Origin of the sequence: Yersinia pekkanenii, assembly GCF_001152565.1 — a bacterium.
Lineage (GTDB): Bacteria > Pseudomonadota > Gammaproteobacteria > Enterobacterales > Enterobacteriaceae > Yersinia > Yersinia pekkanenii.
In genome coordinates this window covers 1-25832 of the sequence record NZ_CQAZ01000035.1, presented here as the reverse complement: position 1 = coordinate 25832, position 25832 = coordinate 1, and the positions used below count along the sequence as shown (strand labels likewise).

Genomic DNA, 25832 nt, shown 5'->3' with positions numbered 1-25832 from the left:
CCCAAACCACCAACCGGACTGAGTTATACCGATCATAGCACCCATATCCGATGCCGAAAGGTCTCTGATGCAAAAAACCATCCATAAAACAGACGGTAAGGACCAGGCTCGAAGACTCACTGCTATGCTGATGCTTCACCATGGTGACACGGTTAGTGACGTTGCCAAAACGCTTTGCTGCGCGCGGTCATCGTTGGGGCGCTGGGTTAATTGGTTCACGTTTTACGGTCTGGAAGGGTTGAAATCATTACCTCCAGGACGTGGACGCCGCTGGCCGTTTGAGCAGATTTGTGCGCTGTTACGTCAACTGATTAAGCATTCGCCAAGCGATTTCGGTTATCAGCGTTCTCACTGGAGCACAGAGTTGTTAGCAATAAAAATCAATGAGTGTAGTGATGTAATGGACGCCCCTTCCTAAGGTAGTCAGTGCCATACTTTACTGACTACATTAATCTGGGAGTAACATCATATGAACACGATCAGAGTTGTTGGTATCGATATTACCAAATCCGTTTTTCAAGTTTGTGTCTGGATGATTGATGGCTCTGTTGCCTGGAACAAAAAAGTAACGCGCCAGAAACTGCTGGTGTAGTGATAAGGAGACAGGGTTCGGATTACATCATGGCGCAGGTAAATTTACCGACTATTACGCCGGATATATGGTCGCAAACCGTATCGAACCAGTACTTGTAACACCTGGGGCGTCCATATAGGGTCAACTAAAATTGGCCACGGTAGTAGTACAGGAACCTTGAGGGCGATAATATCCCTGCCATCAGCGAAGACAACATACTCAGCACCTTTGAGCAACTCCACGCGGTATTTGAACGCGGGGTCATCAATTTATTCAAAGGGCTGTCCTGGCACTATAAAACCAATAGCCTGTGTCGGTTTGGTAAAAAGGTGATCATCAGCAATCTGGTCAGTTGCAACCAATGGGGCTTTACCCTGAACCACGGTTACCGGCGAGACCAGTTGGCAGACCTTGAGCGCATGTTGTCTTTGCTGGACGGTAAAACGATCCCGGATAACAGGGGGATGTGACAAGCCGGTTGTATGAGCATATTCGTGTCAATTCGCCGATGCCGAAGGACTATCAGGATGATTATTTGCACATTAAATACGTTATGGAAGGGTCGGCGCATCTGACGTTTAGGAAGCCGGAGTTGATTGATAAGATGAATGATATCGTGGCGAAGCACTATCCGCAGATGCTTTCGGCAAAAATCTAGCGGCATCTAAATTCAATACTCTCAGAACCGATTGGCCAGAGTTCTATCAAGCCGAATAGTGGGTACTTATCTTCATCGCAGACTGTATCTATCCTAATATCAATCAATTTAGTCTAATCATAGCGAATGGGATATGGCATACCAAATGGCATACTAGAAAAATCCACAAACAAAAAACCCCAGTCTTTTATAAGACTGGGGTTTAAATTTGGCGGAAGGATAGAGATTCGAACTCTAGGACCTGTTACAGTCGACGGTTTTCAAGACCGTTGCCTTAAACCACTCGGCCATCCTTCCAATGGGCAGCATTATCATCTATAGCGTGATGATATGTCTAGTGTTTCATTTAGAAAAAATAGAAATTTAATTTATTTGGTTAAACTTCATGCCAAAATTGGTCAAAAAAATTCTATTCGGTCAAAAATACAGCTGCTTTTGATAACGCTACAGCAGTGTTGTTTGCGCGCGGGCGCAGCCTCTGCGCCTGTTGACGGTACAGCTTCAGCCCGTACCAATCAGCAGGCACAAAAAAACGCGGCCAAGTGACCGCGTTATGTCTCAGAACCTATCCTGCTATCAGAATTAGAACTGGTAAACCAAACCAACTGCTACGATATCATCAGTGTTGATACCCGCGTTTTTGGTAAAGTTGTTTTCATCCAACAGGTTAATCTTGTAATCAACATAGGTGGACATATTTTTATTGAAGAAGTATGTTGCACCAACATCAACGTATTTCAGCAGATCCTGGTCACCATAGCCGTTGCCAAGGTCTTTACCTTTGGATTGCAAGTAAGCCACCGATGGACGCAGACCGAAATCAAATTGATACTGAGCCACTAACTCAACGTTTTGCGCTTTGTTAGCGAAACCGTAAGCAGCATCTGACGCGGTATTGCTGAAATCACCGAAGCGAGTCAAGTTGTAAGTCTGGGTGTAGGTCGCAGCTAAATAGACATTGTTGGCATCGTATTTCAAACCACCAGTGTAAGCATCAGCACGGTCACCATGACCATATTTCAGATTATTTTGATCAGTGGTACGCAAAGAACTGGCCATTGCCGCAGAAGCACTCACGCCCCAACCCAAATCATAAGATACGGACATACCGTAACCGTCGCCATTTTGGCCCTGTACATCACGGCCATTGTTAGTTTCAGTACCGCTGCCGTTTTTGCCCTGATATTGCAGAGCAAAGTTCAGACCATCAACCATGTCGAAGAAGTTGGTGTTACGGTAAGTCAGAATGCCGTTACCCCGTTGCGACAGGAAGTTATCCGCACCGTAAGTGTCACCACCAAACTCTGGCAGTACGTCAGTCCATGAGTTTACATCGTACAGCACACCGTAGTTACGGCCGTAATCCAACGAACCAAAGTCAGCAAATTTCAACCCGGCAAAACCAATACGGGTGAAGTTACCCTGATCCTGATCTTCAGCTTTATTCAGGTTTGCCTGATATTCCCACTGCCCGTACCCGGTCAGTTGGTCACTGATTTGTGTTTCGCCTTTCAGGCCAAAACGCATGTAGGATTGGTCGCCATCGTTACTCTTATTATCAGAGAAATAATGCAAACCATCAACTTTACCGTACAGATCCAGTTTGTTGCCGTCTTTATTGTAAATTTCAGCCGCGCCTGCACTACCTGCGACTAATAAGGCCGGAACAAGCAGGGAAAGAACTCGAATCTTCATCGTTATTATCCTCTATTATTAGATCTAACTATGCCACTGCCCTTTCGAGCATATAATCCCAATGGGGTTATTCTATTGTGGGAATAAGATTGGGATTAATCTATACAGAAAGTGCTACCAAGTCAGTAATCATGTTTCATATAGCCATAAAAGTATTTCCAAATGTAAATTCAAGCGAACTTTTACAAATATAAGAAACACTATAAATATAGCACCTATAATCAAGAATTAATATTATGTATATAAAACAATTACTTGAAGTAAAATAAAATAGCACAAATTGACAAGTATCATCTAACAATCAGGAACTATAATATATCCGCTATCATCATTATCGTTACTGTCATACTCATTATGGCCTATGTGGCCAGATAATTCGTTAGTGTTACGGCCGGTCTCTGACCGGCTTTTTTTATTACTTAGCATATTTATAGTAACCGTAATATTAACCTGATGAAATAGTAGCCTGGTAATATAGTTTCATTGTTTTATTTAAGCACGGACCGCTTAAAGCCTTAAGGATGATAATTAACCTGATCACTCCATCATCATCCAACCCTTTATTGAGATATTGTTCTACTTATTGAACCGTACCCATCACCTGACATCAATGAATAAATACTTCATATCGGTAGTATCAATTCTAAGAGCAACTCACGAGGTAAATTATACGTATCTACCTCATTGTCAGCATGTTTTTCATGCCACCATTCACCCTATAGCAAAAGACGGTGACGAGGTGAGCCAGGCATGAGTCGCTAAATATTCTGCTAATCCAGATAAATCCCTTCGACCCGCATTTCGCTTTGTGATAGAAACGTCGTCTATTATTGCTTATTCATATAAATCGCAGACTCTGACACCTCATGACCACCAAAATACTCCGACAAACATGGCTACCTGACGTTGCACAGCAAGTCTCGACTCGACTGGCTTTCTTTATTGCCGGATTAGGCATGGCCGCTTGGGCACCACTGGTCCCCTTTGCCAAAGAGCGTATTGGTCTTAGTGATGGGTCGTTGGGCTTGCTACTATTGTGTATTGGTGTCGGATCGATGCTGGCCATGCCCTTGACCGGGATGCTGACAGCGAAATGGGGATGTCGAGCCACGATTTTACTGGCCGGTGCAGTTCTATGCCTCGATCTTCCCCTACTGGTACTGATGAATACCCCCATTGCGATGGCAATGGCTCTGCTGGTATTCGGTGCAGCCATGGGGATAATAGATGTCGCGATGAATATTCAAGCAGTTATTGTTGAGAAAGCCAGTGGTCGGGCGATGATGTCTGGCTTCCACGGTTTGTTCAGTGTCGGCGGTATTGCCGGTGCCGGTGGCGTGAGTGCACTATTATGGCTGGGCCTCAGCCCACTGACAGCCATCATAGCTACGGTGATCCTGATGGCTATTCTGCTGCTGACGGCCAATAAAAACTTGTTACAGGGCAGTGGCGAGCCCCATGATGGGCCACTGTTTGTTTGGCCACGCGGTTGGGTGATGTTTATTGGCTTCCTCTGCTTTGTCATGTTTCTGGCCGAAGGCTCTATGCTTGACTGGAGCGCGGTATTCCTAACCACACTGCGTGGCATCGAGCCATCACAGGCCGGTATGGGCTATGCGGTATTTGCCATCGCCATGACTCTGGGCCGTCTAAATGGTGATAGGATCGTCAACAGGCTGGGCCGTTACAAGGTATTATTAGGTGGGAGTTTGTGCGCCTCCATCGGAATTATTACCGCAATAACGGTGGATAGCTCAATTGCCGCGTTTATGGGCTTTATGTTAGTCGGGCTGGGGGCATCAAACGTCGTCCCTATTTTGTTTACCGCCGCCGGTAACCAAACCGTGATGCCGACCAATCTGGCCGTTGCCTCGATTACCACTATAGGTTACGCCGGAATTTTAGCCGGCCCTGCGGCAATTGGCTTTATCGCACAATTAAGTAATTTATCGGTGGCATTTGGCGGCGTGGCATTCTTATTGCTGACCGTCGCTGCCAGCGCCAGAGCTGTCACGCGCTAACCAAGGAAACTGCATTATCGTTATGCGAAATAACTCGTTATCTACCAGTTCAGCCAATATCACCCGCTGTTTCTGGCTGTTTATCGCGCTGCTGCTCATGACTATTGGGTTGTATGGCTACAACTATACCAATGCTTACCTGACAGAAAAAAAATACGCATTAACCTACATTGCCAGCGGTTTACAGCAACGTATTGATGATTATCGTTATCATACTTATCAGATCTATGATTTAGCCAACAACCCGAACATCGCTGAAAAGAGTCTTCTTTCAGCGCAGGAAGTCCGCCTGCGCCCCGATATTTACTATATTGAAAAACCTCGCAGAAAAACTGACTCAGTCATTTTTGGCAGTCATGAACCCGCAACACTGTCCATGACCTTGCAGATATCTGACTATCTTGACAGCCATTGGGGAGCACAGAATGATACCTACTCAATGTATTATCTCAACGGCCAGGATAACAGCCTGGCACTCGTCACCACTCAGGCTTTAAAAGAAGTGACTTCGCGCTTTAAAGAGAGCTACCTGACTGCTGCCGCAGAGTCCCGACGCGCGGAAATGCTGCAACAGGCTAATACCTTAGATGAACGAGAGAGCTTTTCGCCGTTACGTAAATCACGTTTCCAAAATGCCTACTATTTCACCCTGAGAACCACCTTTAACCTCCCGGGGCATCTGGCAACCGTTATCGCTTTTGATCTGCCGATTAATGACTTAATTCCACCCAATATGGCGCGATCTAACTTCTTGCTACAACAGGACAAAAACCCTGTTAATGAAGGAATAGCACCCGAGGACATCGCTACAACCAGCGTGACACTTAATGGTTCCTGGCTTGAGTTCTCAGCACCATTAACCAATGCCACGCTGAAGATTGTTTATCGCGTCCCGATCAGTAGTTTGGCTATTGATTTGCTGAGAAACAACTTCTGGCTCATTTTGACCAATATATTACTGCTGTCACTGGCGGTCTTAGGTCTCTATTTTGTTCGCCGCCAATATATTCGACCAAGTACAGAGATGATCGAACAACTAGAAACGCAGAAATCGTTGAGCCAGGAAATTATTACCAACCTGCCGCAAGGATTATTGGTTTATAACTTCAGTAATAGTACCGTAATGGCCAGTAACCAGATCGCCGATAACCTAATGCCACACCTTAATCTGCAAAAAATTGCTCATATGGCAGAGCAGCACCACGGTGTGATTCAGGCTACGGTGAATAATGAAGTTTACGAGATTCGGATATTCCGCAGTCAGATTTCAGTGGAAACCTATCTTTTCCTGCTCCATGATCAGGATAAAGAAGTGCTGGTAAATAAAAAGCTGCAACAAGCGAGACGGGAATACGACAAAAACCTGCAAGCCCGTAAACTGATGTTGCACAACCTGGGGATTGAACTGAATCAACCGATCAATAATCTCAATCAGATTGCCCATGAATTACAAACCACCAACGACTTACAACAGCAACATTGCCTGAAAGCCAAATTGGTTGAACAATCTGAAACTGTCATTGAATTGATTGATAACATTACTCTGCTCACACGGCTGGAAACACAAGATTGGCAGCCTGAACAGCACACTTTCTCTCTATCGGCATTAATCGATACTCTGCTGCTGGAGATACTGCCTGCTATTAATCAGAAAGGCTTAACACTCTTTAATCATTATCATGTCAATTTTGATCAAAATCACATGGGTGATGAAAAAGTATTACGTAAAATACTTTCGCTGCTGCTGCATTATTCAGTCATCACGACAGCTTATGGTAAAATCACACTCAATGTTGGTCATGAACCGGGGCATCCCGAACAACTGCTTATCCAAATAACCGATACCGGTGTCGGTATTTCGGATGAAGAGATAAGCAACCTTAATTACCCTTTCCTCAGCCAAACATTGGTCGACAGATACAATCACGGCTCAGGTTTAACCTTCTTTTTATGTAACCAATTATGTAAAAAATTAAACGGCCAACTAGAGATCCGCAGTAAAGTTGATATAGGCACTCGTTATACTATCCGCGTAACCATGCCTATCCAAAATGAGCAGCAAGAAGAACAAGAAAAGTTATTGGATGGCGTGACCGCGCTACTCGATATAACTTCAGAAGAAGTACGTTCAATCATCACTACCTTATTGAATTCATTCGGCGCAAACTGTATTGTCGCCGATGACCGTTTGCCAGGGCGGAGCTACGACGTTACGTTGACGGATAACCCACAATACTATGATAACTTTACCTTATTGCTGGCCTCCGATGAGACCGGACTACAGCGATTGCAGGATAATTATATTCGGGTAAATTATAATTTAGGCAGTGCAGTCATTGATGCAATATTATTATTAATCGAACAGCGAATCTTATCAGAGGAATCGCCAGAAGAGCCTGAATCCATTGCAGATGATGATATAAGTACCTACGAGCAACAACTCAAATCCAGTGACTATTATTCCTTATTTGTTGAGACAGTACCGGTAGATCTGAAGAAACTGTATACTGAACATCAGCAACGTGATTTCATATCGCTTTCGCAGACCGCACATCGATTGAAAGGCGTATTTGCTATGTTGAACTTGGTACGCGGCAAACAGCTATGTGAAACATTAGAACAGCATATCGCAGATGGCGATCGGTTGAAGATCGAAAATAGCATCAGTCAAATTGATTCTTTCGTCACCAGACTGTTGCAGCAAGGTAACCCATAACCATGAACAACCTTAATGTAATTATTGCTGATGACCATCCAATTGTGTTGTTTGGCATCCGAAAATCGCTTGAGCAAATTGAATGGGTAAACGTTGTAGGGGAATTTGAAGACTCTACAGCGCTTATTAACAGTTTGTCTAAACTTGATGCCAATGTGCTAATTACCGACCTCTCCATGCCTGGAGATAAGTACGGTGATGGCATCACTCTGATAAAATATATAAAAAGGCATTATCCAGATTTAGCCATAATTGTTCTGACGATGAATAATAATCCCGCGATTCTCAGTTCAGTTCTGGACTTGGATATCGATGGGATTGTATTAAAACAAGGCGCACCCGCTGACCTACCTAAGGCGTTGGCAGCATTGCAGAAAGGTAAGAAATTCACCCCTGAGAGCGTTGCTAAACTGCTGGAAAAAATCAGCGCCAATGGCTACGGTGATAAGCGTTTATCACCAAAAGAAAGTGAAGTTTTACGGTTATTTGCTGAAGGTTTCTTGGTTACCGAGATCGCCAGAAAACTCAATCGCAGTATTAAAACCATCAGTAGCCAAAAGAAATCGGCCATGCTGAAACTGGGTGTTGATAATGATATCGCGCTGTTGAACTATCTTTCATCCGTAACCATCAGTCAGGTAGCAGATAAAGAACAATAGTCAGTGATAGAGATGAGGCCCATGGAGGGGCCGAGTAACAAATGCAACACCTACATGGCTGCAAGTACAACGGCCATAAATCAAAGTAATTGGCGTTGCAGGTAGGCAGCAAACGAACAAATCCCGATGAGCTTACTCAAGTAAGTGATTCGGGTGCGCGAGTGCAGCTAACACCCCTGCGACTGCAAGTACAAAGGCTTTAACGTGAGCGGCGGACTTTATCGCTGTAATAACGCAGCATCTGGCGCAATGTATCCAACGTCACTGGTTTAGATAAACAGTTATCCATACCCGCCTCAATACAACGTTGTTTACCTTCAGCTAAGGCATTCGCGGTTACGCCAATAACCGGGAAATGATGATTCAACTGCCGTAGCCGCTGAGTCAAACGATAACCATCCATATTCGGCATGTTCACGTCAGTCAGCACGATATCTACGTTATCGGCATTCAACACCGCCAGAGCATCCAACCCATCATTAGCGGTAATCACCTGATAGCCCAATGTGGTGAGCTGATCGGCCAATAACCGGCGATTAATGGGATGATCATCCACAACCAGAATTTGCAGATCTGCATTATCATCCTGATTTACCTTCGGTGCTGACAACGATAATGGCGTATTATCGACCAACGGCTGTTCCAGCAATATCCGGTCCAATAACGGGATACTTTCCAACAGAGTAGAAGTACTCAGTAACCAATAGCCCGGGCGTGTCTCTTGTGGCAAACCAATGTGCTCAATGGATAGCTGGATCCACGTCGATAATGGTGCGTTGATTTGCGGCAAGTAATCGCAAATCAACACTTGATCATGCAAGGTTTGCTCATTAGTGTAACGCTGGATGGTGGCACCAAAATGGCTTAGCAGAGCACGTAAATGACTCTCCAAACGCGTATTGCGAATATCCAGCCACAATGTTTTCCCTTGCCAACGATCGCTCTGTGGCAGTACCGTATTTGGGGCCTGAGACTGATTTTCGGTCAAATACAGTGGGAGACGGATAGCAAAAATACTGCCCATTCCCAGTTCAGAAATCACCTCAACGTCCCCGTCCATCAAGTTTACTAACTTTTCACAGATAGCCAGACCTAAACCAGTCCCCTGAAAATGCCGTTGTACCCCAGTCCCCACTTGGAAGAATGGGTCAAAAAGCTGGTTTATCTCACGTGAATTAATTCCCACCCCTGTATCCCGCACCCGGAATTCCAGATAGTGGCCACGAACCCGAACCTGCAAGATAATACAACCCGTATCAGTAAATTTTATAGCGTTATTCAATAAGTTAGAAATCACTTGTTGCAAGCGAACCGGATCTCCCTGCATCTGTTGTGGAACATCCGGCTCAATAAAGCAATACAGCCCTAATCGTTTTTTGACAACCAACGGTAAATAATTGGCCGTAATATGCGTGATCACCTCGACGATAGAGAACTCACTTGGCTCAATTTTCAGTTGTTCAGATTCTATTTTGGAAAAATCGAGTATATCGCTGATAATTTTGAGTAATAACCCAGACGAGTTGTTCATCGCTGTCACCAACCGCTCAACACCCTGGGATAACTCTTTGGTTTGCAATAAATCGAGGTTACCGATAATCCCATACAGTGGGGTGCGTAACTCATGGCTGACGGTGGCTAAAAACATCGATTTCGATTGGCTGGCCTGCTCTGCAGCCGCAGCCATCTCTTGCAGCGATTCTTCCATTTTCACCCGCGAGCTGACATCCACCAGCACGCATATAGCCACATCTTCATTGCGGTATCGGGAGTGAACAAAGCTAATTTGCAGGTTATTGTTATTACTGGTCATCACATCAACAAAGTTCGCCTGCTGCTCGCAGATAATGCGTGTAATACGTTCGCGATCCTCATTCGTAAGCAAATTAATATAGTTATGGGCTAATTCATTACTGAGGATATTGGTCCCATCACTGATACGTAGGATGGATATCCCTACCGGGGCCGAAGCCACAATTTTGCGGTTGAATTGCTCATGTTCCTCTAATCTCAACGCGTTATTTTCAGCCGGATGGAACATTTTTCGCTCAAACAGCCACGCCAAAATAAAGATCACCACAGCAGAGAGTACATTCAGCAGTAATACATTAAAAATCAATAAATTGAATGTCTTAATTATCGTTTTAACCGGCAAGGAATAGACAATGCTGAGGGTGGATGGCAGTAAATTCTTTTTGAGAATAAGGGAATCGTAGTCATCAACATAGCCAAAATAAGACGGGGAGTCCGGATAGTTGTCCAACATCGAGGCATTACGCTCACCTGTCGCCAGGCGCAGTACCGACTCATTATCCTGATCCAGCAAGGTCACGCCGATGGGCAATGGGCCAGAAGAGATAAAATCCTCCAAACGGATAGTTTGCTCAGTACCTACCATCGCCTCGAGCTTGTTACCCACATAGAGGGGACTCAGAACATATAAGGTACCCACATCAGGACGCACACCCGGTACAACCCAATACAGGGTGCTGTCTTTGTCCAGGTTTTTTGCATTGCGATATTTTAAGATATGTTCGTTCAGTGACTTAAGCAGATTCTCCTGCTCCATGGGTGTGTTGCGAATATCGAAATCCACCATGCACAAAGTATCGCTGCCAACAAAGAAGATCCGGTTAAGATCATAAGCAGCCGCGAAATTCTCTTTCCAGTACAGAATAAGGTTACTGAGAGAATCTAATGAAGAGTGACGAGACGAATTAAGCGTGGCGCAGTCAGCGTCCGAACTGAGCGGATAATATTGCGGCGGCGTCTTATTCTTAATCAAAGCGCCAGCAGCGATATCACTGCTCTCAGAATTGTGGTTTAACCTGTTTTCCGCCATATATTTGATATCGCGGATGATATCGGCAGAATGCCGAAGGTAACTCTGAGCCTGTTCAAAGTTAGTATTATATTCCTGACGAATATCAGATTTTTTCTCGTTAAGGATGTTCAGGATATAAAAAGTGGTCAGTAATGCACCAAGGGACCATAGCATAATGGCCAATACCCGAAACAGGTAGCGAGATATTTTCAGTGTTGTGCGAAATGAAGAAAGATATTTCAATCTGTTACCATGGTGAAAGCATCGCCGGACAGGCTGCATAGTCTACAGAATACACTACCCATAACCCATAAAAAAGCCAGCTCGTAAGCTGGCTCTTGGTTTTAATGATGAATTGTTTTTAACAATGAATTAGTTCAACAACGCATTATAAGTTGTCGTCTTCGCCTTCAGCATCGCCTTCTTCTGCTTCATCAGCAGCATCATCTTCAGGTGCATTCAGTGCCGCGTTTTCTTCGCCGCCCTTTTCACCTTCCAACGATTCACCATCAAGGATGTCGTCATCCTCTTCCGGCTCAGCAACACGTTGCAGACCGACCACATGCTCATCTTCGGCAGTACGGATCAAGGTCACACCCTGGGTATTACGGCCCACGACGCTCACTTCTGATACGCGGGTACGTACCAGTGTACCGGCATCGGTGATCATCATGATTTGGTCAGTCGGCGCCACTTGAACAGCACCAACAACTTTACCATTACGCTCACTGACTTTAATGGAAATAACCCCCTGAGTCGCACGGGACTTGGTTGGATATTCTTCCACTGCGGTACGCTTACCATAACCGTTTTCAGTCACGGTCAGGATTTCACCATCACCACGCGGGATGATCAGTGAAATAACCCGATCGTCACCATTGAGATTGATGCCACGCACACCTGTCGCGGTACGGCCCATAGAACGGACCTGCGACTCAGGGAAGCGAACCACTTTACCCAATGCCGAGAACAACATGACTTCATTGCTGCCATCGGTCAGATCGACACCAATCAGCTCATCGCCTTCATTCAGATTGACGGCAATAATACCGGCACTGCGGGGACGACTGAACTCGGTCAAGGCGGTTTTCTTCACGGTACCGCTGGCGGTCGCCATAAAGATGTGACGACCTTCTTCATATTCCCGCACTGGCAGAATGGCGGTAATACGCTCATTTGGCTCAAGCGGCAACAAGTTGACGATCGGACGACCGCGCGCCCCACGGCTGGCTTCCGGCAACTGATAGACCTTCATCCAATAGAGACGGCCACGGCTGGAGAAGCACAAAATGGTGTCGTGGGTATTCGCAACCAGCAGGCGATCAATGAAGTCTTCCTCTTTGATACGCGCAGCCGACTTACCTTTACCACCACGGCGCTGAGCTTCGTAATCAGTCAGCGGCTGATATTTGACGTAGCCCTGATGGGACAGCGTCACAACCACATCTTCCTGATTAATCAGATCTTCGATATTGATATCAGAAGTATTCGCGGTGATCTCAGTACGACGTTTGTCGTTATACTGATCTTTGATCGCGACCAATTCTTCGCGGATAACCTCCATCAGGCGATCCGGGGTTTCCAGAATAAAGATCAACTCACCAATTAAGGTCAGCAGTTCTTTATACTCATCCAACAGTTTTTCATGCTCCAGACCGGTCAGTTTCTGCAAACGCAGATCCAAAATAGCCTGAGCTTGTTGCTCGGTGAGGTAATACTTGCCATCACGGATCCCGAACTCAGCTTCCAGCCATTCAGGGCGGGCAGCATCATCACCGGCACGTTCCAGCATTGTCGCAACGTTACCTAATTCCCATGGGCTGGCAATCAAGCCTGCTTTCGCTTCCGCAGGCGTCGCCGCATGGCGGATCAATTCGATAATCGGATCGATGTTGGCCAATGCAATGGCTAATGCTTCAAGGATGTGCGCGCGGTCACGGGCCTTACGCAGCTCAAAAATAGTACGACGCGTCACCACTTCACGGCGGTGGCGAACAAAGGCAACCAGGATGTCTTTCAGGTTAAGTAATTTAGGCTGCCCTTGCGACAGAGCCACCATATTGATACCAAAAGTCACCTGCAATTGGGTCAGAGAGTAGAGGTTGTTCAGCACTACTTCCCCAACCGCATCACGTTTGATCTCAATAACGATACGCATACCGTCTTTATCAGATTCATCGCGTAACGCACTGATACCTTCTACCCGTTTTTCTTTTACCAGTTCGGCGATTTTTTCAATTAATCGCGCTTTGTTCACCTGATACGGGATCTCGTGAACAATAATGGTCTCACGGCCGGTTTTGGCATCAGCTTCGACTTCAGCACGGGCGCGAACATAAATCTTGCCACGGCCGGTACGATAAGCCTCATCAATACCACGGCGACCATTAATAATGGCGGCTGTTGGGAAATCGGGCCCTGGGATAAACTCCATCAGCCCTTCAATGGTGATGTTTTCATCTTCGATCAGGGCCAGACAGCCATCAATAACCTCAGAAAGGTTATGTGGCGGAATATTGGTTGCCATCCCGACGGCAATACCTGACGAACCGTTAACCAGCAGGTTAGGGATCCGGGTCGGCATCACGGCAGGAATGTGTTCCGTACCATCATAGTTAGGCACGAAGTCAACGGTGTCTTTTTCTAAATCCGCTAACAATTCGTGAGCAATTTTAGACATACGGATTTCGGTATAACGCATCGCCGCAGCGGAGTCGCCATCAACGGAACCGAAGTTACCCTGCCCATCCACCAGCATATAGCGCAGTGAGAACGGCTGAGCCATACGCACTATTGTGTCGTAGACTGCGCTGTCACCATGCGGGTGATATTTACCGATAACGTCCCCAACTACACGGGCCGATTTTTTGTATGGTTTATTCCAGTCATTACCCAGCACGTTCATCGCAAACAGTACGCGACGGTGAACGGGTTTCAGTCCATCCCGGACATCTGGTAAAGCACGCCCGACAATAACGGACATCGCATAATCCAGATAGGAGCTTTTCAGCTCTTCCTCGATGTTGACCGGTGTTATTTCTCTGGCAAGGTCGCTCATTGAGCCGCTATCCCTCTACTAATTACCGGATTTAAAGGTACGAAACTATACCACAAAACCCAGATTTTGGCGAAACTGCATGATGTTTGTCGAAACGAATTATGCATATACCCTAAATAATCCGAGTTGCAGGAAGACGACAAGCGAATGAGCCCCGATAAGCTTACTCAAGTAAGTGATTCGGGTGACAGTTTATATTGACACCTAGCGCCGGGAGCCGAAAGGATGGGCCGAGTAATGAGTGTGGCCAACGCATATGCAGCTTGCTGTATGACGGGTATAATGCGCGCAAAGAAACAAAACAGTGAGAACGCTATTCATGCGACCAGATACCACAGCCTCCCACCCTAACGTCGATGAGCAAGAAATTGCTAAATTTGAGGCGGTTGCCTCCCGCTGGTGGGATTTAGACGGCGAGTTTAAGCCACTCCACCGCATTAACCCTCTGCGCCTTGATTATATCTTGCAGCGCTCAGGCGGCATTTTTGATAAAAAAGTGCTGGATGTCGGTTGCGGTGGCGGAATTCTGGCCGAAAGCATGGCATGGGAAGGCGCACAAGTGACCGGGCTGGATATGGGCTATGAGCCGTTACAAGTTGCCCGCCTGCATGCGCTGGAAACCGGCGTCAAATTGGATTATGTGCAGGAAACAGTTGAAAGCCACGCACAGAAGCACCCACAACAATACGATGTGGTGACGTGCATGGAGATGCTGGAGCACGTTCCCTCCCCAGCCTCTGTGATTCACGCTTGCGCGCAATTGGTCAAACCGGGTGGGCATGTCTTCTTCTCAACCATTAACCGCAATACCAAATCCTGGCTGATGGCGGTGGTGGCCGCAGAATACGTGTTGAAAATGGTACCAAAGGGCACCCATGACGCGAAAAAGTTTATCCGGCCCTCAGAGCTTATCGGCTGGGTCTCTCAAACGCCACTGCGTGAACGCCATATTATCGGGCTACACTACAATCCGATAACAGATCATTTCAAGCTTGGCCGCAATGTTGATGTGAATTATATGGTGCATAGCCAACGGGATGATGGCTAACGCATTTATCACACACGCCAAGGAGCAGGCGTTTGCTCCCTGGCGTGCTGATTGCACTTGATATGAACATTTTTTGTGTCTTGCTGCACCAGTTTGTTGCTTTATCCGCCATCAATCGCAAAATCAGGCAAAAGCGGTTTTTTCAAACCCTAAAAGCGATAAGTTATGCCATTTTTTTCTAATGTTTAATAAACCGGCAAACGATCAAATTTTTAAGATTTTCAGTAAAATCTTATCCCCTAGACTGAGATGAGGTAAGCCCCAGTAATGGCGCAGCTTGTGAGCCTTTGGTAACATTTCACCCCCAAGTTATCCACACAATTGCCCGATCTTGTTCACTTGCCAAAAGCCTCAATACTCACTATCTTGTTATCTATCCAACACCCACCCCCTATATATTGTGTTTACATACTGGACAATAGCACTACTCGCTGTGTAAAAATGCAGCCGGGTGCTTGCCTGTTTTATAAAGTATGAACACACGGAAGGTAAGAGAACACATGAACCAAAGCCTACTTGTTACTAAACGCGATGGCAGCAAAGAACGTATCAATCTGGATAAAATCCACCGGGTCATCGACTGGGCCGCAGAAGGTTTACATAACGTCTCGGTATCTCAAGTAGAATTGCGTTCACATATTCAGTTTTATGATGGCATTAAAACTGCCGATATTCATGAAACTATCATTAAAGCCGCTGCTGACTTGATCTCGCGCGATGCCCCTGATTATCAGTATCTGGCTGCCCGTCTGGCCATTTTCCACCTGCGTAAAAAAGCCTACGGCCAGTTTGAACCACCCAAACTCTTTGCCCATGTCGCGAAGATGGTGGAAATGGGTAAATACGATAAACATCTGCTGGAAGATTACACCGCAGAAGAGTTCGAACAGATGGACACTTTCATCGACCATTGGCGCGATATGAACTTCTCCTATGCTGCGGTTAAGCAGTTGGAAGGCAAGTATCTGGTGCAGAACCGCGTTAGCGGCGAGATCTATGAAAGTGCCCAATTCCTGTACATTCTGGTTTCCGCCTGCCTGTTCTCTAACTACCCGCGTGAAACCCGGATGGATTACATCAAGCGTTTCTATGATGCAATTTCTACCTTTAAGATCTCGCTGCCAACGCCAATCATGGCGGGTGTCCGTACCCCAACCCGCCAGTTTAGTTCTTGCGTATTGATTGAGTGCGGTGACAGCCTGGATTCTATTAATGCCACCTCTAGTGCCATTGTGAAATATGTGTCACAACGTGCTGGTATCGGTATCAATGCAGGCCGCATCCGTGCGTTGGGCAGCCCAATTCGTGGTGGCGAAGCCTTCCACACCGGTTGTATTCCGTTCTACAAACATTTCCAGACTGCAGTAAAATCCTGTTCTCAGGGCGGTGTGCGTGGCGGTGCAGCCACCTTGTTCTACCCAATGTGGCATTTGGAAGTTGAAAGCCTGCTGGTACTGAAAAATAACCGCGGCGTTGAAGGCAACCGCGTGCGTCATATGGATTACGGCGTACAAATCAACAAACTGATGTATCAGCGCCTGTTGAAAGGGGGTGATATCACCCTGTTCAGCCCATCAGATGTACCGGGGCTATATGACGCTTTCTTCGCCGATCAGGAAGAATTTGAGCGTCTTTATACCCAATACGAGCAAGACAACAGTATCCGTAAACAACGGGTAAAAGCGGTTGAGTTATTCTCTCTGATGATGCAAGAACGTGCCTCTACAGGCCGTATCTATATCCAGAACGTGGATCATTGCAATACCCACAGCCCGTTTGATCCGAAAGTTGCACCAGTACGTCAATCCAACCTGTGCCTGGAAATTGCCTTGCCAACCAAGCCGTTGAATGACATCAACGACGAAAACGGCGAAATCGCGCTCTGTACCTTGTCGGCGTTCAACCTCGGTGCCATTGATAGCCTTGATGATTTAGAAGACCTGGCGGTGCTGGCGGTACGTGCATTAGATGCCTTGCTCGATTATCAGGATTACCCGATTGCCGCCGCACAACGTGGTGCAATGGGTCGTCGTACTTTGGGTATCGGTGTGATTAACTTTGCTTATTATCTGGCGAAGAATGGGGTGCGCTACTCCGATGGCAGTGCCAACAACCTGACTCACCGTACTTTTGAAGCTATCCAGTACTACTTGCTGAAAGCCTCGAATGCATTAGCCCGTGAGCAAGGTGCCTGCCAGTGGTTCAACGAAACCACCTACTCACAGGGTATTCTGCCGATTGATACCTATAAAAAAGATTTAGATGCCATCAGCGATGAGCCTTTGCATTACGACTGGGAAACGCTGCGTAACGATATTCAGACCCACGGCCTGCGTAACTCCACGCTGTCTGCACTGATGCCTTCCGAGACATCATCGCAAATCTCCAATGCCACCAATGGTATCGAACCACCGCGTGGTTACGTCAGTATCAAAGCCTCGAAAGACGGCATTCTGCGTCAGGTGGTACCTGAGTATGAGCGCCTGAAAGGGGCTTATGAGTTGCTGTGGGAAATGCCAAATAACGACGGTTACCTGCAACTGGTCGGTTTAATGCAGAAATTCGTTGATCAGGCAATTTCGGCTAACACCAATTATGACCCAACCCGCTTCCCATCCGGCAAAGTGCCGATGAAGCAGTTGCTGAAAGATTTGTTGACCACCTACAAATTTGGTGTGAAGACCCTTTACTATCAAAACACCCGTGACGGTGCTGATGATGTACAGGAAGATATTCAAAGTCAGCCGGGTGATGATGACTGTGAAGGCGGTGCATGTAAGATCTGATTTTGAGTTCAGGCCCTCCGCGATAATCTCAAATACGGTTATCGCGGGGCCCTTCTTCATTTGCCCTTACGTTGTTATCCCCTGAGGAAATCATGGCCTATACCACTTTTTCACAAAACAAAAACAATCAGTTACTCGAACCTATGTTCTTTGGTCAATGCGTCAATGTGGCGCGTTTCGATCAGCAAAAACACGCTATTTTCGAAAAACTGATTGAGAAGCAGTTGTCGTTCTTCTGGCGTCCGGAAGAGATCGACGTCTCACGCGATCGTATCGACTACAATGCCCTGCCAGATCACGAAAAACACATTTTTATCAGCAATCTGAAATACCAAACCTTGCTGGACTCCATTCAGGGTCGCAGCCCTAACGTCGCCTTGTTGCCGCTGATTTCGATCCCTGAGCTGGAAACCTGGGTAGAAACCTGGTCGTTCTCTGAAACCATCCACTCACGTTCTTACACGCATATCATCCGTAATATCGTTAATGATCCTTCGATTGTTTTCGATGATATCGTGACCAACGAAGAGATCCTCAAACGCGCAAAAGATATCTCGGGGTATTACGACGATTTAATTGAGATGACTAGCTACTACCATCTGCTGGGAGAAGGTACCCATCAAGTCAACGGTAAAACCGTGGTCGTTAATCTGCGGGAGCTGAAAAAGCAGCTTTATTTGTGCCTAATGAGCGTGAATGCGTTGGAAGCCATCCGTTTCTATGTCAGTTTCGCCTGCTCCTTTGCTTTTGCTGAGCGTGAATTGATGGAAGGTAATGCCAAAATCATCAAAATGATTGCCCGCGATGAAGCCCTGCATTTGACCGGCACCCAGCATATTCTTAATCTGATGCGTTCCGGTGAAGATGATCCGGAAATGGCTAAAATTGCTGAAGAGTGCCAACAACAGTGCTATGACCTGTTTGTCCTGGCGGCGCAACAAGAGAAAGAGTGGGCCGAATATCTGTTCCGTGACGGCTCAATGATCGGCTTGAACAAAGAGATCCTCTGTCAGTACGTGGAATACATAACCAATATTCGCATGCAGGCAGTGGGTCTGGGTGTACCGTTCAATACCCGCACCAACCCGATCCCATGGATCAACTCTTGGCTGGTCTCCGATAACGTGCAGGTGGCCCCGCAAGAAGTTGAAGTCAGCTCATATCTGGTCGGTCAGATTGATTCAGAGATCAGTGCTGATGATCTGAGTGATTTCGAGCTGTAATTTATGAAGTCTACTGTGACGTTGAGCACCACCGGTGTTCAACTTAACCGCCCTGCTGATAGCCGCAATTTACTGGAAACTCTCGAACACCATCAGGTATCGATTGAATACCAATGCCGATCCGGCTATTGCGGTTCTTGCCGCCTGCGATTGCTCAAAGGTGAAGTCTGCTATTCACAGCAACCATTGGCTTTTATTCAGGCTGGTGAGATCCTGCCCTGCTGTTGCCAACCGCAGGGGGATATTGAAATCGAGCTTTAACACAAAAGTCCTCACGGACTTTTTTTGTAGGCACCTATAAGTCTTTTTATAGGCCACTTCTCTGCTCTTCAGCTTGCCGATTACGCACTCAAAACATAAGCTTGGTTGATTCCTCATGGGGATACTTCAGATTTCACATATAATCAAACTTCGGGTTGTATGATAACTTACCCGCAGCATTACCTGAAAAATAATAGGGATAAAAGATGAACAAAAACTCAATCAGGTTAGCCGCTTTGTTAATGGCTGCATCGGCTAGCACTATGGCAGCGACGCCACAGCCACTTAATCAACAACAGCCGTTAGAAAAGATTGCGCCTTATCCAGCGGCAGAAAAAGGCATGAGCCGGCAGGTCATTTTCCTTGAGCCACAAAAAGATGAAACACGTTTCAAAGTAGAATTACTGATTGGTAAAACCCTGGAGGTTGACTGTAACCGCCATATGCTCAGTGGCAATCTGGAAACCAGAACCTTATCGGGCTGGGGTTTTGATTACCTGGTGATGGATAAAATCTCACAACCTGCCTCTACTATGATGGCGTGCTCAGATAACACTCGTCGCCCGCAATTTATCGCCGCCAATCTGGGTGATGCCGCCATGCAGCGTTACAACAGCCGCCTGCCAATCGTGGTTTATGTACCACAGGGCGTGGATGTGAAATACCGCATTTGGCAAGCAGGAAAAGAGGTACGCAGTGCGCAGGTGAAATAATCGCCAACAAAATTATTAAGCACTGAGGTTAAAAATACCCATTCACTGAGTGGGTATTTAACAGCGCTGATTATTCTCCATGGCAAATACACGGCTAATAATGACTTGTTGCCAGTGTCGCCGCAAGGAACTGCGGTATTTGAAGTGGCGGATAGAGGCCTTCGAATTCACGGGTAGCACCATCAAAATCAGATATTTTATCAATCAGTTGTGAAACATCGTCATAGGCTAATGGGGCATCAGCCTGCATTGATTCGGCGTCTGCGAAGATAAAATCCTCTGCGCTAATTTGCGCTACCTCCAAGGTATCCAAATACAACAGATCAAGCGTTTCTCCCTGCGGATTAAAGTGCGGGTTAACCATCTTTGATTTGATCTCAACCCCCTGAATTATTGCTATCCCCTGGAGCTTCACCCAATCCCTTTTGGTTACCGCTAACTCACTGAAATGCCGAATGCCCAACGCACTTAAATCAATTTTATCAACCCCCTGCCGGAACCCCCTGAGCAGATTTTTATAATGTGAGGTATTCTCTTGCGGCACCACCACAAAGACACTGGGCTGCGCGCCATCTGGCTGATAGACTTTACCCACTAATAATACCTGTATCTTGTTTCTGGCATTGATACTCGCATCGACCCCTTCACCCTCACCACTGAGCAAAATACTCGCCTGTTGCGGGGTTGTCGGAGCGGCGATATCCATTGAAATACCGCTATTGAAATAACCCTCAGGGGCGGTAAATCTATCCTGAAAGACAAAATTCTGTGCCTTTATCGCATTAACCTGTTGGTTTTTGATAATAATAGTTTGATTTTTAGTCAGTTTGATTTTGGTATCGTCTTGCCGTTGCCTTAACGATAACTGATTAAATGTTAAACCAGAAAATCCCACCAGATGAATGGTTTCTCCTTTGCGGGCATCAAAATTGATAATCTCATCACTGCCTTTGGCGCGTTTACGCACCACAAAGACATCTTTACCCACGCCGCCAGTTAACCAGTTTTGGCCCCGACCACCGTCAAGTAAGCTATTCTTTCGCCCTGCTGTTAAACGGTCATTCCCCTCACCACTGATCAGATTATGCAGAGTCTCTGGTGAACGAATAGTCAGAGTGGTCCCCCCCAATTTCGCCCGCCCGTCAGCTAAATTAATCTCCACATTTCCTGATATTGCCACCGCATTTAGCGTATTACGGCCACCTACCGTGCCATTTACTGCATCATCCAGTACCGCACGTGGTGGCTGCTCCGCGACTTGAGCGGCAAATTCATCCGTATAAAAATAGGTGTCATCAGGACTCTGCTTGCTGCCAAACAGCCGCAACGACCCGCTATTGAGGGTGATCGGTAAACCATGATCAGCATTAGTTACTTCCAGGCGCCATTGACCGGCTGAATGTTCACCCCGGTGATGGGTGGACATAAAGGTGTAATTAAAATCGCCAGAAAGAGTACTACCGCTATCGGTCACCTGAGCCGCGCTTGCGGTATTTTTCCTGCCGACACGATCAAGCAGCATACTTTCACTGCCACTCGGTGAGACCAATTTCACCGTCAAATCACCCAAACGGCCGATATTGGCGCTAACATCAACTTCAACCTGCTCGACATTAAGGCCGCTGCCGAGGGTGAAAAATGAAGGTTCGGTTTCCCCGGCTGGAAGTGACGTCGACGCCCAGGGCGTATGATGCTGCGCCAATACCTGTTGATTAGCCACGGTTTGTTGGCTAACCCAGTTTTCAGCCAGCCGCACTGCCGCCCGCGCATCCACCGCACCAAAACCATAATCATGGCTGACATGCAGGCCGCCACCATTCCAATTTTTTGCGCCATTAATCCGCCATTGGGTCGCAGGGTCATTCACCCGACGGGCTGATAAAGCGAGGATCTGCTGCACATCGCGGTAACCAAGATTAGGATTGGCCTCAAGCATTAACGCGGTAATACCTGAAACAATCGGTGCCGCGAAACTGGTTCCTTGTTCGGTGCGGTATTGACAGCCAAATACCGCCCCCCGTTCAGCCTCCAACTCAATGCTACTGGAGAGTACATGGCTACCGGGGGCTGAGACTAACAAACTAGCACCGGGGTTGGAGAAGGGTAAGACGCGGGTTGTTAGAGTGGACAGATCAGCCGCCCCATTGATTGCACCAACCTGAATAGCAAAACGGCTATTATTGAGCCGCGTACCTTGCGCACTCCCCCCTTGCTCACGTTGATTGCCGCCCGAGGTAACAATAATGGTGCCTAAGCCCCCCCGGCCATAGGCGGCGGCATACTGTAATACTACTTCCAGCATTGATGGCAAGTTCAGTGGATGCGGCTCAATAACACCCATGCCAAATTCGGGACTAATGCTCCAGCTATGATTAACCACATCATAGTTAGACATTTTGCCCAGCGGGGCCAGATCGGTGCTATCGTTTTTGAGATAATGACCGCCCAGGGTTGCATCATAAGCCACGCCTATCCCACCGACATTGTTTCTTGCCGCCACCATCACCCCCGCGACCATAGTGGCATGATTGGAGACATCGGCTGGTAGTGTTCCAGTACTCTTCTGTGTTACCAGCCAGGCAGGGTCTACATTCGCCGCTAAATCAGGATGTTGAATATCGAAAATTTCCGCACCAGTAGCAAATTGGCCGCCTGGCTCAAACTGGCCAATGCGCACGCCCTTACCGGTGTAATCTTGCCAGACCGCTATCACATTGATGTCATTTAAATATGTCTGTTTGGCGACCAGAGGATCGTGGGAAATGTCTGGCGTTAACAGTGTCACCGTGGCTCTCATCACTGCCGACTCGCCATGGGTTAAATCAACCACAAAAAATGCAGGGTCACCTCTGGCACTTTTTACCTCATATTTAAAACTCATTACCCCAGTGAATTTATTATCGGGTCTGATTTCCACATCGCCATTATTCGCCAGCCAGACCCGACACCCGATAGCATCCGTTAGCGCAGTAATACGCAATGGGCTGTCATCATTAAAACGGAGATCATTGGCCAGCAAATCAGCGGGATGAATACGTTGCTTTTGGTAGCGATTAATCGCCCGACCAAATTTATTCACCCGCAACACATCATCGACCGGCATAATATTGCGGGTATTCAGCGCTACCGCCGAAATATCGGCAAAATTCAACTTTTGGATATTTTTTAGCGTCAGGGTGCCATCACGCCCCGCCACCTTATCCTCCACCTCAAAGCCACTGTCAGTTTGGCTAATAGCATAATCTGCATAACTGCCATGCAGTGCCACGATATTAATGCCCCCGCCGCCATCAATCAGGGCATTACCCTGACCGGCCTCAATCACATCATTACCTTGATTGCCGTAAATACGATCGGCCCCGCCACCGGCGTAGATAATACTGCCCTGTTCGGCGGCATAAATAATGTCCCCCTGTGATCCCGCATAGATAACCGCTTTACCACTACCGCCGACGATTTTATTCTTGCCGCTACCGCCAGCCAGTACATCATTACCGCCGCCACCGACCAGTGTCGTGTTACCCTTTCCGGCTTTAATAAACACACTGTTATTGCCGCCACTGACAATAATATCGTCGCCATCGCCGCCCTGAGCAACCGTGATGCCACTGCGCGCCATATTCAGCGCTACCCCTTTCTTACCGACAATCAGTACCGTATCGCGCCCGCCATTGCCTTTAATATTTTTCGTGTCATCACTGGCGCTGATAACAAATACATCGTTGCCGCTGTTGCCAATATAGGTATTACTGCCACCGCGCCCGACTAACCAACTGCCTTTAGGGCTGGCGGTTAAGATGTCATCCCTGCTGCCGCCATAGATATTATTTGTTTTCAGAATATTGGCCGATAACGCAGCGCCTTTATCAGCAAAATGCACATAAGCGGTGGTGGTCGTTTCATCGGTGACAGAACGAATAATTGCCCCCTCATTACCACGCTTAGTGACGGTGTTACTCACCGGTGAACTGGCAAAATTCACCGCCAGCACTTCTTGCAGTTTGCCGTTAATCACAAAAACGCCACGCGTCAGCACCCTATTGCCTTGACGATTATCCTCAACCGCGTTAGCGTCAACTTTGATTTGCGTAATCCGCCAGTCATCCAGCGTTTTCAACTCACCGGGATCGACCCTGCCGTTATGGGAGCTATCCTGCCAAATACGCAATTTGTGCCAGATTGGATCATGTTTATCAATCGCGCCATTGCTATCGCTATCTTCACTGGCCAGTGCGGCAAAACCGTCCTGATAACGTTTTTCCCCCGGCTGACCCTTCACACCGGCCGTGCCACCGTAATATTCCGAATACATTTGGCTGATATTGTCAATTTTTCCGCTGCCATTATCGAGCACCAACATACCGGTATCCGGCCCTGCCCAGCCGGTGCGTTTCAGCGTGCCACTGTTATCGGTATCAAACAGCACCCCATCTTCAATGCCGGTCATGGAGACCCCCTTGCCACTTAAATCCAGCAGCAGCGGGTCAACATAAGTGTTTACCGTGGTTTGTGCTGATAAGCCATTAAGCGTGGCAGCATCAAACAGCCCGGTTTCCGGCAGCATATAACCGGGTCGTTCCAGATAGTAATCAGATAAATAACGGCTGGGCTGGATATTGGGATCAAGCTGAACTTCACCGGGGCGAATACCGCCCGCTGCCATACCGCCCATCTGCACCGAGGTAAAATCGGTTTTATCCAAGCTGCCGTCAGTAAAGGAGAAACTGTGAGTGGGTTTATTCACCAGATAGCCGTTGGTGACATCGCGCTGGGCCTGATCTTCATCGGCAATGCGCTGAACCGCTTGTGGGGTTGGGGTGATATTGATGTCGATAGGGCACATCTCGGTTGAGACTGGTGCGACTTCTTCGTCGGAGCTAAAGAGTTGGCTGCCTATAGCACCGGCTGCGGCACCAAGATTGTCGGCATCCATAACTATATTCAGCCAGTTATGTATCATCGGTTGGTCTGAAGCTGGTGAGGTTGATAATGCGTCAACCATAATTTTTACTGAATTAAAAGAGAGCAATATTTCATCGGCTGAATTGCCCGCCGAATTTAAAGTACTCTGCCAGTGTCCTCCGTGCTGGTTTTTCGGCAACACTTTATAAACCGGATATAACGTCCAGGCCTCTGGCGGTAATCCATGCGTCTTAAAAACACTATTGTGAAACTGTGCAGCTTGCTCATGGTCAATATCACCATAGATAATTCCTGTTGGACTTTTGTCCAGCCTGTCTTGCTGGGTATCAAAATAGCCGCGCGCCATATCATAACCAATATGCTTAATATCCGTTTCAGTGACGGGCTTATTATGGCTGACACCAACATCTCTCATATAGTTAATAGCTATTCGCCCGGCGATAGAATTCTCTTTGACCACACCATTAGCCAAGATGGCATAGCGATCGCCTTTGCTGGCTAAAAAATCATACATCGGGCCGGGATCTTTACTCTCCTTATGGGCTTCTAATAATTGCCGGGCGCAGGCCAGATCGGCGGCATTAAGTTGTAACTTACCTGCATTGCTATTTTGCTGTAGCATAATTACCTTCCTTAACGTTTAATATGCGATAAAAGAAACTGCTGAGTACTG

13 protein-coding genes, 1 tRNA gene and 2 pseudogenes are annotated in these 25832 nt (G+C 47.0%); 11 read left to right on the top strand and 5 right to left on the bottom strand.

Annotated elements, in window-relative coordinates; translation table 11 throughout:
• Positions 1 to 25: 25 nt before the first annotated feature.
• From AEP37_RS16475 to AEP37_RS16470, 3 genes and pseudogenes are all read left to right on the top strand, one after another.
• Positions 26 to 388 (top strand): annotated as a pseudogene (locus AEP37_RS16475) (helix-turn-helix domain-containing protein); the annotation flags it as partial.
• An 81-nt stretch (positions 389 to 469) separates the two neighbouring features.
• On the top strand, positions 470 to 592 hold the full coding sequence (locus AEP37_RS26160; RefSeq protein WP_408068342.1) for a hypothetical protein: 123 nt from the start codon (positions 470 to 472) through the stop codon (positions 590 to 592).
• Between the two features lie 149 nt (positions 593 to 741).
• A pseudogene (locus AEP37_RS16470) lies at positions 742 to 1232 on the top strand (DUF4942 domain-containing protein); the annotation flags it as partial.
• 209 nt (positions 1233 to 1441) lie between these two features.
• Here AEP37_RS16470 and AEP37_RS16465 read toward each other — a convergent pair.
• Positions 1442 to 1529, bottom strand: a tRNA-Ser gene (locus tag AEP37_RS16465).
• 285 nt (positions 1530 to 1814) lie between these two features.
• On the bottom strand, positions 1815 to 2927 hold the full coding sequence (gene ompC / locus AEP37_RS16455) for a porin OmpC (RefSeq protein WP_049614370.1): 1113 nt from the start codon (positions 2925 to 2927) through the stop codon (positions 1815 to 1817).
• Positions 2928 to 3793: 866 nt separating this feature from the next.
• Here ompC and AEP37_RS16450 point away from each other — a divergent pair.
• Genes AEP37_RS16450 through rcsB form a run of 3 tightly spaced genes read left to right on the top strand, consistent with a single transcriptional unit; the run spans position 3794 to position 8323 of the window.
• Positions 3794 to 4948, top strand: coding sequence for an MFS transporter (locus AEP37_RS16450; protein WP_049614369.1), 1155 nt, complete (start codon positions 3794 to 3796; stop codon positions 4946 to 4948).
• 22 nt (positions 4949 to 4970) lie between these two features.
• The gene (rcsD, locus tag AEP37_RS16445; RefSeq protein ID WP_049614368.1) at positions 4971 to 7664 is read left to right on the top strand and encodes a phosphotransferase RcsD; all 2694 of its coding nucleotides are present in this window, start codon (positions 4971 to 4973) and stop codon (positions 7662 to 7664) included.
• A 2-nt stretch (positions 7665 to 7666) separates the two neighbouring features.
• The gene (gene rcsB, locus AEP37_RS16440) at positions 7667 to 8323 is read left to right on the top strand and encodes a response regulator transcription factor RcsB (protein ID WP_049614367.1); all 657 of its coding nucleotides are present in this window, start codon (positions 7667 to 7669) and stop codon (positions 8321 to 8323) included.
• Positions 8324 to 8522: 199 nt separating this feature from the next.
• On the opposite strand, the gene rcsC is transcribed toward rcsB, so the two are convergent.
• Both rcsC and gyrA read right to left on the bottom strand, forming a co-directional pair.
• Positions 8523 to 11390 carry a two-component system sensor histidine kinase RcsC gene (gene rcsC, locus AEP37_RS16435; RefSeq protein WP_049614366.1) on the bottom strand — a complete coding sequence of 956 codons (2868 nt, stop codon included), beginning with the start codon at positions 11388 to 11390 and terminating at the stop codon, positions 8523 to 8525.
• Positions 11391 to 11535: 145 nt separating this feature from the next.
• On the bottom strand, positions 11536 to 14205 hold the full coding sequence (gene gyrA, locus AEP37_RS16430; protein WP_049614365.1) for a DNA topoisomerase (ATP-hydrolyzing) subunit A: 2670 nt from the start codon (positions 14203 to 14205) through the stop codon (positions 11536 to 11538).
• Between the two features lie 319 nt (positions 14206 to 14524).
• On the opposite strand from gyrA, the gene ubiG reads away from it, so the two are divergent.
• The 5 genes from ubiG to eco all read left to right on the top strand — a co-directional run bounded on the left by ubiG (position 14525) and on the right by eco (position 20236).
• Positions 14525 to 15253 carry a bifunctional 2-polyprenyl-6-hydroxyphenol methylase/3-demethylubiquinol 3-O-methyltransferase UbiG gene (gene ubiG / locus AEP37_RS16425; RefSeq protein ID WP_049614364.1) on the top strand — a complete coding sequence of 243 codons (729 nt, stop codon included), beginning with the start codon at positions 14525 to 14527 and terminating at the stop codon, positions 15251 to 15253.
• Positions 15254 to 15753: 500 nt separating this feature from the next.
• On the top strand, positions 15754 to 18039 hold the full coding sequence (nrdA, locus tag AEP37_RS16420; RefSeq protein ID WP_049614363.1) for a class 1a ribonucleoside-diphosphate reductase subunit alpha: 2286 nt from the start codon (positions 15754 to 15756) through the stop codon (positions 18037 to 18039).
• Between the two features lie 92 nt (positions 18040 to 18131).
• Positions 18132 to 19262, top strand: a complete 1131-nt coding sequence (gene nrdB, locus AEP37_RS16415) for a class Ia ribonucleoside-diphosphate reductase subunit beta (RefSeq protein WP_049614362.1) — start codon at positions 18132 to 18134, stop codon at positions 19260 to 19262.
• Positions 19263 to 19265: 3 nt separating this feature from the next.
• Positions 19266 to 19523 (top strand): class I ribonucleotide reductase maintenance protein YfaE, encoded by a 258-nt coding sequence (gene yfaE / locus AEP37_RS16410; protein WP_049614361.1) that lies wholly within the window; start codon positions 19266 to 19268, stop codon positions 19521 to 19523.
• A gap of 206 nt (positions 19524 to 19729) precedes the next feature.
• On the top strand, positions 19730 to 20236 hold the full coding sequence (gene eco / locus AEP37_RS16405; RefSeq protein ID WP_049614360.1) for a serine protease inhibitor ecotin: 507 nt from the start codon (positions 19730 to 19732) through the stop codon (positions 20234 to 20236).
• Between the two features lie 94 nt (positions 20237 to 20330).
• On the opposite strand, the gene AEP37_RS16400 is transcribed toward eco, so the two are convergent.
• Positions 20331 to 25781 (bottom strand): S8 family serine peptidase, encoded by a 5451-nt coding sequence (locus AEP37_RS16400; RefSeq protein ID WP_049614359.1) that lies wholly within the window; start codon positions 25779 to 25781, stop codon positions 20331 to 20333.
• Positions 25782 to 25832: the final 51 nt, after the last annotated feature.